At 67.8% G+C, this 16,273-nt stretch carries 15 protein-coding genes; 13 read left to right on the top strand and 2 right to left on the bottom strand.

Annotation, left to right across the window (positions count from 1 at the left end):
• The first annotated feature begins 206 nt into the window (after positions 1-206).
• The 3 genes from D7V93_RS04795 to D7V93_RS04785 all read left to right on the top strand — a co-directional run bounded on the left by D7V93_RS04795 (position 207) and on the right by D7V93_RS04785 (position 4,048).
• Positions 207-1,583 carry a serine hydrolase domain-containing protein gene (locus tag D7V93_RS04795; protein WP_244237112.1) on the top strand — a complete coding sequence of 459 codons (1,377 nt, stop codon included), beginning with the start codon at positions 207-209 and terminating at the stop codon, positions 1,581-1,583.
• Positions 1,584-1,619: 36 nt separating this feature from the next.
• Entirely contained in the window at positions 1,620-2,834 is a 1,215-nt protein-coding gene (locus D7V93_RS04790; RefSeq protein WP_120642224.1) for a methyltransferase, read from the top strand.
• A 188-nt stretch (positions 2,835-3,022) separates the two neighbouring features.
• Positions 3,023-4,048, top strand: coding sequence for a methyltransferase (locus tag D7V93_RS04785; protein ID WP_120642223.1), 1,026 nt, complete (start codon positions 3,023-3,025; stop codon positions 4,046-4,048).
• Between the two features lie 56 nt (positions 4,049-4,104).
• Here the strand turns inward: D7V93_RS04785 and D7V93_RS04780 are convergent, their stop codons facing one another.
• Positions 4,105-5,016: a LysR substrate-binding domain-containing protein gene (locus D7V93_RS04780; protein WP_120642222.1), complete on the bottom strand. Its 912-nt coding sequence runs from the start codon at positions 5,014-5,016 to the stop codon at positions 4,105-4,107.
• A gap of 114 nt (positions 5,017-5,130) precedes the next feature.
• Here D7V93_RS04780 and D7V93_RS04775 point away from each other — a divergent pair, with 114 nt between their 5' ends.
• Positions 5,131-7,071: a M61 family metallopeptidase gene (locus D7V93_RS04775; RefSeq protein WP_158623649.1), complete on the top strand. Its 1,941-nt coding sequence runs from the start codon at positions 5,131-5,133 to the stop codon at positions 7,069-7,071.
• A gap of 65 nt (positions 7,072-7,136) precedes the next feature.
• On the opposite strand, the gene D7V93_RS04770 is transcribed toward D7V93_RS04775, so the two are convergent.
• Entirely contained in the window at positions 7,137-7,937 is an 801-nt protein-coding gene (locus tag D7V93_RS04770; protein ID WP_120642220.1) for a PhzF family phenazine biosynthesis protein, read from the bottom strand.
• Positions 7,938-8,262: 325 nt separating this feature from the next.
• Between D7V93_RS04770 and D7V93_RS04765 the strand changes: the two genes are divergently transcribed.
• The 9 genes from D7V93_RS04765 (at position 8,263) to D7V93_RS44385 (ending at position 16,213) form a co-directional block, all read left to right on the top strand.
• Positions 8,263-8,742, top strand: coding sequence for a hypothetical protein (locus D7V93_RS04765; protein ID WP_120642219.1), 480 nt, complete (start codon positions 8,263-8,265; stop codon positions 8,740-8,742).
• A 2-nt stretch (positions 8,743-8,744) separates the two neighbouring features.
• Positions 8,745-9,515: a hypothetical protein gene (locus tag D7V93_RS04760; RefSeq protein ID WP_120642218.1), complete on the top strand. Its 771-nt coding sequence runs from the start codon at positions 8,745-8,747 to the stop codon at positions 9,513-9,515.
• Positions 9,512-10,270 (top strand): hypothetical protein, encoded by a 759-nt coding sequence (locus D7V93_RS04755; protein WP_244237111.1) that lies wholly within the window; start codon positions 9,512-9,514, stop codon positions 10,268-10,270. Before D7V93_RS04760 ends, D7V93_RS04755 begins: the two co-directional genes overlap by 4 nt.
• 129 nt (positions 10,271-10,399) lie before the next feature.
• On the top strand, positions 10,400-11,071 hold the full coding sequence (locus tag D7V93_RS04750) for a hypothetical protein (protein WP_120642217.1): 672 nt from the start codon (positions 10,400-10,402) through the stop codon (positions 11,069-11,071).
• Positions 11,072-11,294: 223 nt separating this feature from the next.
• Positions 11,295-11,756 (top strand): carboxymuconolactone decarboxylase family protein, encoded by a 462-nt coding sequence (locus D7V93_RS04745; protein ID WP_120642216.1) that lies wholly within the window; start codon positions 11,295-11,297, stop codon positions 11,754-11,756.
• Positions 11,757-12,026: 270 nt separating this feature from the next.
• Positions 12,027-13,466, top strand: a complete 1,440-nt coding sequence (locus tag D7V93_RS04735; protein WP_244237110.1) for an ABC transporter substrate-binding protein/permease — start codon at positions 12,027-12,029, stop codon at positions 13,464-13,466.
• Entirely contained in the window at positions 13,463-14,212 is a 750-nt protein-coding gene (locus D7V93_RS04730; protein ID WP_120642214.1) for an amino acid ABC transporter ATP-binding protein, read from the top strand. Before D7V93_RS04735 ends, D7V93_RS04730 begins: the two co-directional genes overlap by 4 nt.
• A gap of 145 nt (positions 14,213-14,357) precedes the next feature.
• The gene (locus D7V93_RS46415; protein WP_244237109.1) at positions 14,358-15,131 is read left to right on the top strand and encodes a PPC domain-containing protein; all 774 of its coding nucleotides are present in this window, start codon (positions 14,358-14,360) and stop codon (positions 15,129-15,131) included.
• Positions 15,132-15,349: 218 nt separating this feature from the next.
• Positions 15,350-16,213, top strand: a complete 864-nt coding sequence (locus D7V93_RS44385; RefSeq protein WP_147451042.1) for a hypothetical protein — start codon at positions 15,350-15,352, stop codon at positions 16,211-16,213.
• The last annotated feature ends 60 nt before the right edge of the window (positions 16,214-16,273 follow it).

Raw genomic sequence — 16,273 nt, 5'->3', positions numbered from 1 at the left:
CTTCAGGGTACGTCCTATGGGAGGCACCGTGCCCCGCGGCACTCAGCCGCATGACCAGGGCGCGCATCCGCTCGCGACCTGGTCCGTGCCCGATGATGACCGGCTGCCAGGCTCCTGCATCGTTTGCGCGGCCGGGGACTCCTGGAGATGCCCTCTTCCGGGCGCAGGGAGCCCCTATGCGCAACCCGTCGAAATCCATCGCAGTCGTGGCTGTCCTTCTCGTGGGCCTGCTCCTGGGGGGCCCCGCCGCCGCGCATGATTCGCTGCGCGAGCGGATTGAAGCCTTCGTGCGCGCGGAGCAGAAACGGCAGCGCGTGCCCGGTCTCGCCGTGGGTGTCGTGAGTCACGGGCGGGTCGTGCTGTCGAAGGGGTATGGCTTCGCGAACCTGGAGCACCAGGTCCCCGTGGAGACGGACACCCTCTTCCAGTCCGGCTCCGTGGGGAAGATGTTCACCGCGATGACGGTGATGCTCCAGGTGGAGGCCGGCAGGGTGGCCCTGTCCGACAGCATCACGAAGTACTTCCCCGACGCGCCCGCGACGTGGCGGCCCATCACGGTGCGTCACCTGCTGACGCACACCTCCGGCGTCGGCGACATCTACGACGTGCTCGACCTCCGGAAGGACTACACCGACGCGGACTACCTGCAGATCGCCTATGAGCGACCCCTTCAGTTCCCCGCCGGCCTGCGCTGGAACTACAGCAACACCGGCTACGTCCTGCTGGGCATCCTGGTGAACCAGGTCGCGGGCACCTCCTACGTCAACGTCCTGGGGTCGCAGGTCTTCCGGCCCGCGCACATGACGTCCGCGCGAGGCATCAGTGAGGAGGACGTCATCCCGAACCGCGCGGCCGGCTACAGCGTGGTCGACGGCGTGGTGAAGAACCAGGAGTGGGTTTCGCCGTCGTTGAATCGCAACGCGGACGGTTCGCTCTACTTCTCCTTGAAGGACGTGCTGGCCTGGGACGCCGCCGTGGACCAGCGGGCCATCCTGGGCCGGGGGAGCTGGCAGCAGATCCTCACCCCCGTGAAGCTCAACAGCGGGGCCTCCTATCCGTATGGCTTTGGCTGGATGATCCAGGAGCGCGCGGGCAAGCCGCTGCATCAGCACACCGGTGGCTGGCAGGGCTTCGTCTGCGCCTACTCCCGTTTCCTCGGAGACGAGCTGTCCATCGTGGTGTTGATCAACTCCAACACCGCGAACCCCACGACGTTCGTGGACGGGATCGCGGCCATCGTGAACCCCGCGCTCGCGGTGCCACCCCTGGCGCCCGTTCCCGACCGGGAGCCGGCGATGACGGCCCGGTTCACGGCGATGCTCGAACAGATCCGGGACGGGACGCTGGATCCGGCGGGTTTCGCGTACCTCCCGAGCTGGTTCTTCCCGGAGGCTGTGCCGTACTACCAGGACCTGGTGCAGGACCTGGGGCCGGCGGGGCCGCTCGTCCTGGCGAAGCGCGAGGTGCTGGGCGATGACCGCGTCTACACGTACCTGGTGAAGTTCGGGACCGCGACCTGGCGCTACAAGGTGAGCATCATCCCGGATGGCCGCGTGACCCACTTCAGCCTGGCTGAGAACTGAAACCCGGCGGAGCGGCGGCGCATAGGATGCGCCGACATGGACTTCCAGGCGCGACTCGAGGCGCTCACGCACCAACTCCGGCCCTGGTCCCCGCTCTGGTCCCGCTCCATCCTCCAGGGCTGGCCCGGGTCCGGCGCCGACTATCCCGAGGACTGGCTGGCCTATGCCCGGTCGCTCGATGAAGCGGGCGAGCGGCGGCTGGACCAGGGGGCGCTCGTAGGCGTCCCACCTCCGTCCCTGGGCGCGCTCCTGGGCGCGCTCCAGGAACTGACGGCGCTGCCCTGGCACGAGGGCGTTCACGCGCTGACGGTCGCGGAGACGCAGGGACTGAGCGCCAAGAAGACCCACGAGCTCGAGCGGGTGCTCGCCCTGCTCGCGCCAAGGACGCGCTTCATCCGCCAGGCGGTCGATATCGGCGGCGGCATGGGCCATCTCGCACGCCTCTGTGCGCGGACGTTCGGGTGGACCTTCCACAGCATCGATCGGGACGCCGCGCTGCAGGACAAGGGCCGGCGGTGGCTGACGAGAACCCACCCTCCGGGCGGGGACACCCTGTGTTTCATCCAGGCCTCCGTCGAGGACGGGCTCCAACCGCGGATCGATCCGCTCTTCTCCGGCCGGGACCGGGCCTCGCTCGGTCTGCACACCTGCGGGCCGCTCGCCCTCACGCAGATCCGCAAGAGCCAGGGGGCGGGCTTCATCCTGAACATCGGCTGCTGCTACGACAAGCTGGAGGCCCCGCGGGATTACCCCGTCTCCCGCTTCGGGGGCGCGCATCCGCTGCCCTTCACCCCGCATGCCCTGGCGCTGACGACGCGGGGACGGCATCACAAGACCGAGGTGGAGTTCGCGCGGATGAAGCAGGTGTACGCGTGGCGCTTCGCGTTCGATCTCCTGTCGAGGCGGCGCTTTCCCGAGCGCGGCTTCGTGAGGGCAGGAGACGCGCCCCGGACGCTTTATGCCGGACGCTTCGCCGTCTACGTGCGCGACCGCCTGGAGCGCCTGGGCCTCGACCCCGGCATGACGGACGCCGAGCTGGATGCCTTCGAGGTGTCCGTTCGCGCCGAGACACGGGATCTCCTGCTCTGCCATCTGCTGAGGGACCGCTTCGCGAGGGCGTTGGAGGTCGTGCTCCTGCTGGATCGCGCCATCCTCCTGGAGGAGCTGGGCTTCCAGGTCGAGCTCCTCCAGCTCTTCGATCCACGCCTGTCTCCGCGCAATCTCGCGCTCATCGCGTCGCGGAGCGCTTGAGCACGTGCCGGGCCGGCCCCGAGGACGTCGGAGAGCAGTCCCTCCTCCTTGAGTATTGCTCCATCTTCTACCCGCGCATGGGGACCTGGTACGTGTCTGTGTATGGCGAAACGGCTGTCAACGACGTCACCGTGCTTGGACGCACGTTCTACTGATTCACAGCCTGCTGCGCGGATTAGACTCGTGGCATGAAGATCATCTCCGACACGAATGCGTCTCCCACGCAGCAACTTCATTCGGCCATCACTGGCTTCTTCATCACCCAGATCATTGGCACCGTGGCCCGTCTGGGAATCGCGGACCTGCTCGCGGGAGGGGCCCGCGACAGTGACTCGCTGGCGGCCGAGCTCGGCGTCCACCCGGGCGCCTTGTTCCGGCTGATGCGAGGCGGCGTCACCGCCGGCATCCTCGAGGCCGTCTCCGAGCGGACCTATTGCCTGACTCCGATGGGCGAAGGGCTGCGCTCGAACGTCCCTGGCTCGCTGCGGGAGGTGGCCATCCTCCTGACCGACAAGTCGCACTGGTTGCCCTGGGGGCTGCTCTCCGAGGCGGTTCGCACGGGAAGGTCCCCGGTGCAAGCCGCCCTCGGCTCCGACATCTGGGGGCACTTCGCCCGGAATCCCGAGGAGGGGGAGCACTTCGCCCAGGCCATGGGCAATGTGTCCGGACTGGTGGCCAGCGAACTGACGCACCACATCGACTTCGCCCCCTTCGCCCGCGTGGCGGACATTGGAGGAAGCCACGGCGAGCTGCTGGCGCAGGTGCTGCGCGCCCATCCCTCCTGCCGGGGCATCCTCTTCGACCTGCCCCAGGTCGCTGAAGGCGCGAAGACGGTGCTGGAGTCCCGAGGCCTCGCCAGCCGGGTGGACGTGGTCGCCGGGAGCTTCTTCGATCCCGGCATTCCCTCCGCCGAAGCCTACCTGCTCAAGCACATCCTCCATGACTGGGATGATGAGGCCTCCACCACCCTCCTGCGCCAGCTCCACGCCTCGGCCCCTTCTGGCGCCCGGCTCTTCGTGCTGGAGCTGGTGATTCCGGACAACCGGAATCCAGACTCCTCCCACCTGATCGACCTCAACATGCTGGTGCTCGCGGACGGGCGCGAGCGCACCGAGGACGAGTTCCGGGCGCTGCTCTCAGCCACCTCCTGGAAGGTGGAGCGCATCATCCCCACCCGAAGCGGGGCCAGCATCATCGAGGCGGTGAAGGCCTGAGAGCCTGTTGAGCAGCTTCTCGAACGTCTCCTGGTCCGCCTCGGCGCGAACGGGCGTCAGTCCCTGCCGCGCGGCCGCGCCCGCCGGGGTGTCGTCAGCTCCTGCGCGAGCGATTCACGCAGGATGCCGGCCAGTTGGGCCACGGTCTTGCTCGGCTCCCGTTCAGCCCTGAGCAGGTGCACCGGAATGCTCCCGAGCACGGGCAGGCCCGAGGCGCCGGGCTCCAGCACGGCCAGCGTCTTCGGCAGGCCGAAGGCCGTTCGCAGCGTCACGCCCAGCCCCGCCTCGGCCGCCGCCCACAGGCCCGCGAGGCTCGGGCTCGCGAACGCGATCCGCCAGGCGAGCCCCTTCCGGTCCAAGGCAGTCGTGCAGGCCTCCCGGAACACGCAGGGCGCTTCGAAGGCGATGAGCGGCAGCGGCTGGCTGCGGCTTCCCGTAGCCTGCCAGCCAGGCTGACCAATCCACACGAGCGGCAGTTCAGCGATGCGTTCACTGCAGCCGCGAGCCCCACCGCTCCAGGCAAGCGCGAGGTCCAGCTTGCCCGTCATCACGTGGTTGACGAGGTGGGCGTTGCGCTCGGTGCGCACCTCGATGCGCACCGCCGGATGCGCGCGCGCGAAGGTGCTGAGCACCCGGGGCAGCCAGGTTTCGGCGAAGTCCTGCGGCAACCCCAGGCGGACCTCGCCCTCCAGCTCGCTGCCTCGCAAGCTGTCCACGGTCTGATCATTCAGTTCGAGGATCCGCCGCGCGCAGCCCAGCAGCACCTCTCCCGCTTCGGTCAGGACCAGCCCGCGCCCGGAGCGTTCGACCAGCGCGCGGCCCACCTGCTCCTCCAGCTTGCGCAGCTGGGAGCTCACCGCTGACGGAGACCGGCCCACCCGTGCGGCGGCCCGGGCGAAGCTGCCCAGCTCGAAGGCCGTCACGAACGTCCGCAAGACATCCATGTCCAGGTTGATCCGGGGGAGCATCGTTCGATTTCCTCGAACCCAGGCTTCCAGACTTCGGAATTTTCGGCAAGACGGGTCCGGGATACGACGCGGATCATGCCGGCCTCTCCCGCCCATCCTCGAAGCGTCAGGGTCATGCCATGCGTTGTCGCCACGGTGGCCGTCTGGATGGTTTCGACGGCGGCGCACGCTCAGGCATCCTCCGCATCCCAGTCCTGGCCGCTGCCCCAACCCGCGCCCATGCCGCCGCCCATCGAGGCGCCGCGTGACACGCCCTTCCCCGGCACCATCCGCTTGCACGTCGACGCCACCGACACGGCGCGCGGGCTCTTCCGCGTCAAGCAAACCATCCCGGTCGCGCCCGGAAGGCGGTTGACGCTGTTCTTCCCGCAGTGGCTTCCTGGGGACCATGGGCCCACCGGTCAACTGGAAGGACTCGCGGGGCTGAAGGTCCAGGCCGGAAAGAGAGTCATTGCCTGGACCCGCGACGCCGTCCAGGTCGCGGCCTTCCACATCGACATCCCCGCGGGCGTGACGTCCATCGACGTGCACTCCCAGTTCCTTGGCGCCACGGAGCCACGCGTGGGCCCGGTGGTGGCCACGTCCACGATGCTGGACCTGCAATGGCACCACCTGGTGCTGTATCCCGCGGGCCATTACGCCCGGCGCATCACCTATGTGGCCAGCGTGAAGCTGCCGCCCACCTGGGAGTTCGCCTCGCCGCTGACCGTCGCCCAACGGGATGGCGGTGAGGTCCGGTTCCAGCCGGTGACGCTGGACACGCTGGTCGACTCACCTGTGATTGCCGGCCGTGCCTTCAAACGCATCCTGTTGAGCGACGAGCCCGTCCCGGTCCACGTGAACATCGTCGCCGACGACGCCGCGGGGCTCGAACCACCTCCCGGATTCGTCCGGGGCTACCAGGCACTCGTGCAACAGGCCTACCGGCTCTTCGGCTCGCAACACTACGACCATTACGACCTGATGGTCTGGCTGGCGGACGGCTTCGGCCCCAGCTACTTCGAACACCTCCGCGCGGGTGAGAACGCCCTGCCCGCCGACTTCTTCACGACCTGGAAGGACAGGCCCGAACACCGTGGACGTCTGGCGCATGGGTTCGTTCATTCGTGGAACGGCCTGTTCCGCCGCCCCGCAGAGATGTGGACGCCGGACTTCAACACGCCGGAGCGCGACTCACTGCTCTGGGTCTTCGAGGGATTGACGTCCTACTGGCAGGACGTGCTCACCACCCGGGCGGGGTTGTGGACGCGGGAAGACGCGCTCGACGACTGGGCCGCGACCGCGGCGGCCATGGCCAGCCGCCCCGGCCGGAGCTGGCGCCCGCTCCGGGACGTGACAAACGACGCCGTCGTGCAGCGCCGCAAGCCGCTCTCCTGGCGGGGCTGGCAGCGCGACATGTTCGATGCCTACTCCGAGGGCGCGTTGATCTGGCTGGAGGTCGACACGCTGCTCCGGGAGCGCAGTGGCGGCCGCAAGTCGCTGGATGACTTCGCTCGCGCGTTCTTCGGCGTACGCGCGGGCAGCCAGGTGACGATGACGTACACGCTGGAAGACATCGTCACCACGCTCAATGACATCCTGCCCCATGACTGGTCAGGCTTCTTCCGCTCCCGGATTGAAGAGACGCGCGACGCCCCGCCCCTGGGTGGAATCACGCAAGGCGGCTACACGCTCGCCTGGAGCGAGGAACCCACGGACGCCATCCGGCGGGCCGAGGCGGCGAGCGGGAACGTGGACCTCGGCGACTCCCTCGGAATGACGCTCGCGAAGGACGGCAAGGTGCTCCGGGTGGAGTGGGAAAGGCCTGCCTTCAAGGTGGGCCTGCTGCCCGGCGCGGTGGTGACGGCCGTGAACGGGAGCCCCTACGACGCGCAACGACTGAAGGACGCCGTCAAGGCCACCGCGCACCAGGAGCCCTTGCGGCTCTCCTGGCGCCAGGGCACGGCCACCCGTTCCGCCCTCATTCCATGGCATGAGGGGTTGCGCTACCCCCGGCTGCGGCGGGTCGAGGGCACACCGGCGATCCTGGATGAAATCCTGAAGCCACGCGACTGACACCCCTGCCCGCGGGCAAGCGGTATCGCTCCGGCCTGTGTGGGCCCGCCAGGGTCTGCCCCGCTTCACCAGGCGTCAGGGTGGATCGTCAGGTGCCCTTCGAGATACGTGACGGCCTTGCCGGCCAGCAGCACACGGTCGTTCTGTTGCCGGCAGTGCAGCGTGCCGGTTCTCGGCGACAACTGCATCGCGACCATCGATTCCTTGCCCAGCTTTTCGGCCCAGTAGGGCACGAGCGAACAATGCGCGGAGCCGGTGACAGGGTCTTCGAAGATGCTCGCCTGAGGCGTGAAGTATCGCGATACGAAATCGACGGCGCGTCCCCTGGCGGTTGCAACAACACCCCCCGGATCGAGGTTGATGCGGTCGAGCAGGTTCCGGTCGGGAGTGAGGCGCCTGATGGTGTCTTCGTCCTCGAACACCAGGACGTAGTCCCGGGATTTCAGAACTTCGGTCGGCTTGAAATGAAACGCCTCCAGGATGATCGCCGGCGCCTGCGCAGGCTCCGGCTTGCGCGACGGGAAATCCAGGGTGATGGACTCCGCGTCGATGCGGACGAACAACTCGCCGCTGTTCGAATGGAACCGGATCGATTCGACGGACGGATCGAGATGCCGCGCGATCACATGCGCGGCGGCCAGCGTGGCGTGCCCGCACAAGTCCATCTCGATCTCGGGAGTGAACCAGCGGATCTCGTAATCCTGCCCCCGTGGGACGAAGAAGGCGGTTTCGGCGACCGCGTTCTCCATCGCGATTCGCTGCATCACGGTGTCGGGCAGCCATCTTGCCAACGGGCAGACCGCGGCCGGGTTGCCGCCAAACACCCTGTCGGTGAAGGCATCAATCTGGAATATCGGCAGTCTCATGGGGTGTCCGGGCCGGGGCCCGCTTCAGAGCCTGGCCCCGAAGATGGGCCAGTTCCACGTCCTACGTGAAGGCCAGGTGGAACAACTCAAGGCGGACCGCAACGTCATCAAGACGGAACAGCTCGCCGAGGACGAGAGCCTCCAGCTCGCGCATCGCTCCCGCGAACCGGAGGATTCCGACGGCTACCGCTCCAAATCGGTGCACCCATCACCCGGTGTTCATTGCCACAGCGCGGCAACACGCGGCCAGAGTCGTGACACCCTTGTTTTCCCGGGTGTCGAAATGGAGACTTCTGGACGTTGTCCAACCAGAAGGAAGCTCTCCATGCGTTTGAAGCACGTTTTCGCCGCCGTGGTCCTGCTGTCGACGTCCGCCATCGCCGAGGAAGAAGACCTCAAGCCCGCGCAGGAGGAGGCGAAGGCCTCGTTCGAGGAGGATATCAAGGGCGCCTTGAAGGCCGCCAACGACAAGTGCGGCACCAAGCTCACGGTCACGTCCGACTTCAAGAACTTCAAGTCGGAGGAGTGGTCCGGCACGAGCTTCAGTTCGTACTGTGAGGGGGCCCTCCAGGGCATCGAGGCCATGTGTGAGCGCCCCGCGTACAAGAAGGCCATCTCCAAGAAGGTGACCAGCGTGGCGTGCCTGTTCTCGGGCGTGAAGCCCACCCAGAAGGACGACGGCTCCAACGGCGCGACGCTGCGCAACATGTCGCTGGAGAAGGGCGTGTTCACCTACCACCTGGGCAAGGACCACGCGAACATCACCGACAACGCCAAGGCCACCCTCGAGAAGGCCTTCAACTAGCCATGCCCCGGACCCTTGCAGCCGCGCTGGCGCTGGTGGCGGTCCTCGCGACGACGGCGGCGCAGTCCCTGGAGGCCGCGGCGAGCAAGGTCTACCGAGGCAATGACGGCCAGACCGTGGAGGTCGTCACCCTGGAGCCGCGCACGTCGTCAGAAGCCTTGATCCGCGTGCGCGGCACCGACTCCGAACACGACGGCATCACGCTGAAGTGCACCGTGAAGAAGCTGTCGCGCGGGGCCGACTACGTGACCCGCTACCACGGGGACGACTACACGGTCCTCGTCCAGCGGGACGGTGTCCATGAGGCGTCCCTTCCCGGGGCGCCCTCGTTCCGCGTGAAGTTCAACCAGGAGGCGACGGACAGGTTCGCCGCCGGGGAAGTGCTCGCCGCGCACCAGCAGCAACGAGAGTCGGGCCAGCTCGCCGCGTTCCAGAAGAAGCCCTGGCCCCATCTGGAGAAGAAGTACGCGGCGCGCGCCACGGAGGCCGTCGCCGCCCTCCAGAAGCGCTGCGGCGTCGCGCCCTCCTTCACCTTCGACTGGAAGAGCTTCGGCGACGAGCAGATGGCGGAGCTCGACGTCTGGGCCGCCTGCGCCCCGCTCGCGACCCAGGCCGGGAAGCATTGCGCTTCGGTGAAGGACGCCAGGGCGCTGGTCTGCCGCTTCGGTCCGACGCTCGGGTTCGAGCGCGCGGGCGACACACTCACCTTCACCACCACGAACAAGGGCGCGGCCGAAGGGCCGGCGTTCCTGGACGGGAAGCTCTCCCCATGAGGTTCCAGCGAATCGTGCTGCTCGCGGCGCTCTGCTCGGCGGAGGCGCTGGCCCGCGCCCCCGCGACCCTGGAAGACCTCCAGGCCCTCGGCTCGCAGAAGGCGTGGGCGGAGCTGCTGGAGCGCGCGGAGGACGTCGCTCCCGCCGCGCGCTCCGACGCGTGGCGGGCGCTGGTCACGGACGCGGCGGTCGCCCAGGCCGCGGCGGGCACTTCCGACGACAAGGATCCGTTCGCGGCCACCCGGAAGGCTCGGACGCTGGGACAGCGGTACGCGTTCCTCGCCCAGACCCCGCGCTTCGCCACCGCGCGGGACGAGGTCGCGCGGAAGGACCTGGAGCACTGCCTGGACCTGGACAGGGACAAGTGCCTCGACACGTACCTGGAGCTCAACCCGGACGTGGGCTCCGAAGGAGCGCTCCAGGCCGCGCGCGCCGTGCGCAAGGGACACCACGCCTACGTGCCAATGCCCCTCTTCGCCGCCGCCGTGGGGGGCAAGAAGGACGCCGGCGCCTGCAAGGACGACGGGCTCGCGGAGACGGTGGTGGCCGCGCTCGGATTGCCCGCGACGGATCCGCGCGCGGTCAGCGCGAAGAAGGTGGCGTTCGACGCGTGCTGGTCCGCGCTGGGTCCCAAGCTCAAGGCGGCGATGGTGGGCGCTTCGTCCTACCACCTGGCGAACACCTGCCAGCCGATGCGCGCGCACAAGGCGCTGACGGAGATGCAGGAAGACCTCTGCAAGGACGAGGGGCTGTAGGCGTAGAGGCGGGAGAGAAGCCATATTGGCCCGGGCCACCTGCGAGCAGCCCCGAAGAAAGGAATTGCCACCCGCCGAGCATGTCGGGCAGGAGGAAACGGCACCCTCCCTCGAAGGAACAGCCCGACCATGCCTCCCAGGCCCACCGCGCCGCCCCAGCTCCAGACGGCTCCCGCGCCGCTCCGCGAGTTCGTCGACGACCTGCTCACGCTCGACGTGGAGGAGCCCTGGGCCGAGCTCGACGGGGTGAAGCAGGCCGGCCCCGCGCCGTGGCGGCCGCCTAATCCCTACACACTCGTGAAGGGGCCCCTGGAGCTCGACGGCAACATGCTCGTCGAGTTCGCCGGGCATGACCAGGGTGTCCTCGTCGTGTTCGGCGACGTCGCGTGCCAGAACCTCTTCGTGGGCGTCGGCTTCTCCTTTGTGTGCACCGGGACGCTGCGCGTGCGCGAGGCCCTGGTCGCGCGCTCCGCGGACAGCGTGACGTACGCGGCCGGCGTGGTGGAGGCCGAGCTCGTCGACTCCGGCTCCGGCGCGTGGCTCACCCTCTTTGGCGACGCGTCCCAGCTGCACGCGAAACATCTCACGCACTACGTGATGAACGGCCGCAAGGTCATCAAGTCGCAGAAGCCTCCTGACCTGCGCACGCTCGTCGTCCCGGAGGTGCTCGACACGGAGGAGTGGGATTCGCTCTCCGCGGAGGAACAGACGGACGAGGAGCCCGAGGTCCTCATCAAGCTCGACGCGCGCGCGGTCCGGAAGCGCCTGGCAAGCGGCGCCAGCCTCTTCCTGGTGCCCTGAGAATGTCAGACACGCGCTACTGGACCCTCACCGTGCCGGCCGGGAAGGCCTCGCTGTGATGATCAAGGGCTTCACGGACTATTCCGGCGTGACACTGAAGGCGACCTACTGAAGGTGTCGAGGAGGGAAAATCCCTTCCGAAATGACCATGTCACAGGCTGCGAGGGTGATTCGTCCTGGGGGCGGACAGGATGTTCCTGCCCCGAAAAACGGAGCCGCACCCATGAAGGCCAGGATGAATCCCTTTGCCGCCGCGCCGGCCGTGATGAAGGAAATGCTCGACTTCGCAGGGAAGGTCCAGGGCAGCGGGCTCGAGGCGAGCCTGACGGAGCTGGTGAAGATCCGCGCCTCGCAGATCAATGGGTGCGCCTTCTGCATCCACATGCACGCCCTCGACGCCCGCAAGCAGGGGGAGACCGAGGAGCGCATCTACCTGCTGTCCGCCTGGCGGGAGTCGCCCCTCTTCACCGACCGCGAGCGGGCGGCCCTGGGCTGGACCGAGGCCCTGACGCTCGTCTCCCAGACGCACGCGCCGGATGCGGATTATGCTGCGATGCGAGCGCACTTCAGCGAGGAGGAGAGCGTGAAGCTGACCCTGCTCATCGGGATGATCAACATCTGGAACCGGATCTCCATCGGCTTCCAGTCCATCCATCCGGTGTCCCCGCGCAGTGAAGCCGCCTGAGGTGACTCCCGAGGACGCCTTCGATCCGCCACCGCGTTCGCCTTCGAGGAGGACCGCATCGTCGCCATCTACGTCACGCGCAATCCCGACAAGCTCCAGGGCATCCGTCGGTTGGTGGGCGGGGACGTCACTTGATTGACCCGAACCTGGCCCATCTGCTCTATGGAGTGAGGGAGTGAGGCTGCTTGTGCCCTGCATGACATGACCGACCCACCTCCCCTCCGTCCGCGATGCGCCTCCCTGTTCTCCCGCGCCTGCCTGGCAACGGGCGTGCTGGTGTGGTTGACGGCCTGCGGCCAGAAGGAGGGTTCGGGGCTCGAACGCGTGCAGCGCGCGGGCGTGCTCCGCTGGGGCGCGGATGCGCAGGGCGGAGAGCCCTACGCCATGGAGGACCCGGAACACCCGGGCCAGTACCGGGGCTTCGAGGTGGAGCTGGCGGACGCACTGGGCCGCGAGCTGGGCGTGCGCGCAGAGCTTGTCCAGAACGACTGGTCCAGCCTCATCCCCACGCTGGAGCGGGGCGGCTCCTTCGACGTGGCGATGAACGGCATGGAGATCACCCCCACGCGCGCGGGCCGGGTGCTCTTCACGCGCCCCTACTATCTCTTCCATCTCCAATTGATGGCACGGCGGGACGACACGACCGTGACGGGGCTGGAGTCGCTGCGCGGGCGCCGCGTGGGCACCCTCTCCAACTCCCAGGCGTGGGAGCTGCTGCGCGGCAGCGGGGCGCAGGCCATTCCCTACGAGGGCGTCCAGGAGCCATACATCGACCTGGAGCAGGGCCGGCTGGATGCCGTGCTGATGGACGACATCATCGCACAGCGCTACGGCCTGCAGCGCCCCGGCCTGCGAGTCGTCAGAGACGTGGCCGAGGGGTACTACGCCATCGCCGTGAGGCCTGGAGAGGAGGACCTGCGCCAGGCGCTCGATGAGGCCCTGGGCCGCGTCGCGCGCTCGGGGGAGCTGCGGGAGATCTTCCGCCGCTGGGGCATCGACACCGCCGCCGAGCAGCGCATGGTGGAGTGGACGGAGGCGCAGACGCGCGAGGTGCTGTCCCATACGAGCACGTCGCGCCTGGACTGGAACCAGGTGCTGCTCTTTCTCCAGGCGTCGCTGGTGACGCTGGGGGTCTCGGTGGGAGCCATGGTCCTGGCCATCCCGCTGGGAATGGCGCTGGCGCTGGGGCGCCTGTATGGGCCGAAGTGGATGGGTGTGTTCACCACGACCTATGTGGAGCTGCTCCGGGGCACGCCGGTGCTCTTGCAGCTCTATGTCCTGTATTACGGACTGGCGGGCGTGCTGCGGCTGGGTCCGCTCAGCGCGGCCATCCTGGGATTGGGGCTGAACTACGCGGCCTACGAGGCGGAGGTGTATCGCGCGGGCCTGCTCGCGGTGCCCCGGGGGCAGATGGAGGCGGCGCTGGCCCTGGGCATGCCGACCCGGCTCGCGCTCAGGCGGGTGGTGCTTCCCCAGGCGTTCCGCGTGGCCCTGCCCGGAACCACCAACGACTTCATCGCCTTGCTCAAGGACAGCTCACTGGTGTCGGTGATCTCCGTGGTGGAGCTGACCAAGCGCATGACCATCACCGCGGTGGATGTGCGGAGCTGGTTGTTGCCAGGAGCCCTGTGCGCGGTGCTGTACCTGGCGATGAGCTACCCCTTGTCCCGCCTCGCGCGAATGCTCGAGGCGAAGTTGGAGCGGGCATGATCGAGGTGCGAGGGCTGACCAAGCGTTACGCGGACCGGACGGTGCTGGATGGCATCAGCGCCACCTTCGCCCGGGGCGAGGTGGTGGCGTTGGTGGGGCCCTCGGGCGGCGGCAAGAGCACGCTGCTGCGGTGCCTCAACGGGCTGGAGTCCTTCGATGGAGGCTCGGTGCGCGTGGGGGACTGCGCGCTCGAGCCCGGACGCGGGCAGGCGCAGGCCTCGCGGCTGTGGGACATCCGGCGGCGGGTGGGCTTCGTGTTCCAGCAGTGGCACCTGTTCGCGCACCGCACGGCGCTGGGCAACGTCATCGAAGCCCCGGTCCACGTGAAGGGCCAGGGAGTGAAGGAGGCGACGGAGCGGGCCCGGGAGCTGCTGGCGAAGATGGGCATGTCGCACCGCGAGGGCGCGTACCCCGCGGAGCTGTCCGGAGGCGAGCAGCAGCGGGTGGCCATTGCCCGGGCACTGGCGATGGAGCCCGAGGCGCTGCTGCTGGACGAGCCCACGAGCGCGCTGGATCCGGAGCGGGTGGCGGACCTGGTGTCCCTGCTGGAGCGGCTGCGCGATGACGGGCTGACGCTGGTGACGGTGACGCACGAGATGCGCTTCGCGCGGGCGCTGGCCTCCCGGGTGTTGGTGCTGCACGGCGGGCACATCATCGAAGAGGGGAAGCCAGACCAGGTGCTAGCCCACCCCCAGCACGAGCGGACCCGCGCCTTCCTGGGACTCGGGAACACCGCCGCGAACTGAACGCGGCGGTGGCCATCCTCCGAGCGGCAACATCCCGGCAACGTGAAGGTCACGGCCTTCCAACGAGAAACCGAGTTGCAGGACTGTGACACGCGCGGCACCGGCCGCTCCCTACCCTGCGTGCTCCACCCAACACGGAGCGTCCATGAACCTCACCCGCGCGGTTTCCGCAGTGGCCCTGGTCTCGCTGTTCGGCATCGGTTGTGGCGAGCCCCTTCCCGGAGCCGAGGGCAAGGCGACGCCGCAAGTGGCCCCGGAGCTGCTGTCGCAGTCGAGCGCCCTCAGCACGACGATCTACAACGGCTATCCGGTGACGGTGTCGGGCGGGCTGGGTTCGGTGCAGACCTTCTACCTGGTGAACCCGGCGCCCGCGGAGAAGCTGAGCTTCACGCTGCGCGGGGGGACCGGTGACGCGGACGTCTACGTGAAGCGGTACGCCGAGCCCACGTTCACCGACTACGACTGCGTGAGCGACGCGGTGGGCAACACGGAGAACTGCGTTTACACCACCGGCGTCGAGGACGATCAGCCGTACTACGTCGTCGTCTACGGCTACGAGGCGTACTCCAACGTCACGCTGCACGCGTACTACAGCCACCCGCTAGCGCTCGCGACGACGGTGACGCCGAACCTCAACCAACTGTCTCGGACGGTGTACGAGGTGGACGTGCCGGCGGGCAAGAAGCGGCTCCAGGTCACGGCCACGCAGTCGTTCGGGCAAAGCGGCGCGTTCAAGGTCTACGTGCGCCAGGGTAGCGCGCCAGCGGTGCCGAGCGCGGTGGACTGCACCGCGGACAGCGCCACGCTGCCCGCAGTCTGCTCCATCATCAACCCCGTGGCGGGCAAGGCCTACGTGATGGTCGAGGGCGTCGGCAACGTCACCTCCTTCAACCTCCGCGTGGACGCGCTCACGAAGTAGCGCCCCGCTCCCGCTGGGAGGGGGACAGCCCCCTCCCTACGTCGGGAGGGGGCGGGCTTCGAGTGTCAGGAGCAACCTGGCGGGCTGAAGAAGTCCCGGGCTCCCTCCGCCCTCTACGTATCCGTTTGACTCGGGGCCTCACCCAGGGGTCGAATCCTGGAAAGCCTGTTTCGCATGGAATCAGAGCACTGAGCGAAACACGTCAACCCGGAAGGCCTATGTCAAAGCTTCATGCAAGACTTGCTGCCGTAGCTTTCGCAACGTACGCGTCGCTCGCGAGCGCGGCTGTCTTCGAGGACTGGAGCGCCCCCCAAATCAGCGTCGGCGGGACGTTCAACTACCCTACCGGCTATACCATCTGGGACGCCTCGCAGCGGTGGGTCTACAACAACTGGGATCCGAACTGTAACGCAGCGCCAGCGGGGCCCAACGGCTGCTATGCCACGTCCAACAATCGGCTGTATCTGCATGCCGAGAAGAAGTTTCCAGACGGAGATGGCTTCCTGTTCGCCTCCCTGAATCCCATCTCATTCCCCACCGGCCTCATCGCGGAGGTCCAGGTGGTGCCATCGTGCACCCAGGTCGCTGGCGCCTCGGGTTGTGGCTGGAACCTTGGCATCTATGAGAATGAGTTCAACTATCGCGCGATCGGGATTCTAAAGGACATCAACTCTGGCCGGTCCTACTTCAATGTGTGGGGGCCGTGCTACGAGGCTGCCTTTGATGGGGCACTGCATCCGACGGCAACGCCGCCCAGCGGTGTGCCGAACTGCGCACCCAGCAATACGCCGACAGTCCATACGGATGTGTCGACGCCCCTGGGAAACGCATACACCTTGAAGGTCCAATACTGGAACTCTTCGAGCGGGTGGCGCTGGGACTACTTTCTCAATGGGACCTGGATCGCCGGCCACCCCGCGGCCCCTGACAACCAATACAACCTTGGCCCTGCCTATTTTCCAAACCGCGCTGCTCGCATCGTCCTTGCGGCGTTCAGCTATGCACCGCGCCCGGCAGGCTGGTCAGGCCCCTACAACGCCGCCGAAGGCCATTTTGGCCCTGTGAACTACTGGGTTTTCTAACCAGCCATGACCGATGGGCTCCTGGTTCGAAGCCAGGAGGACCCACCGTCCCCTCCCCCG

The sequence above is a fragment of the Corallococcus llansteffanensis genome (genome assembly GCF_003612055.1).
GTDB classification, from domain to species: domain Bacteria; phylum Myxococcota; class Myxococcia; order Myxococcales; family Myxococcaceae; genus Corallococcus; species Corallococcus llansteffanensis.
The sequence above is the reverse complement of the archived record's forward strand: the minus strand, read 5'-3'. Positions and strand labels throughout refer to the sequence as shown.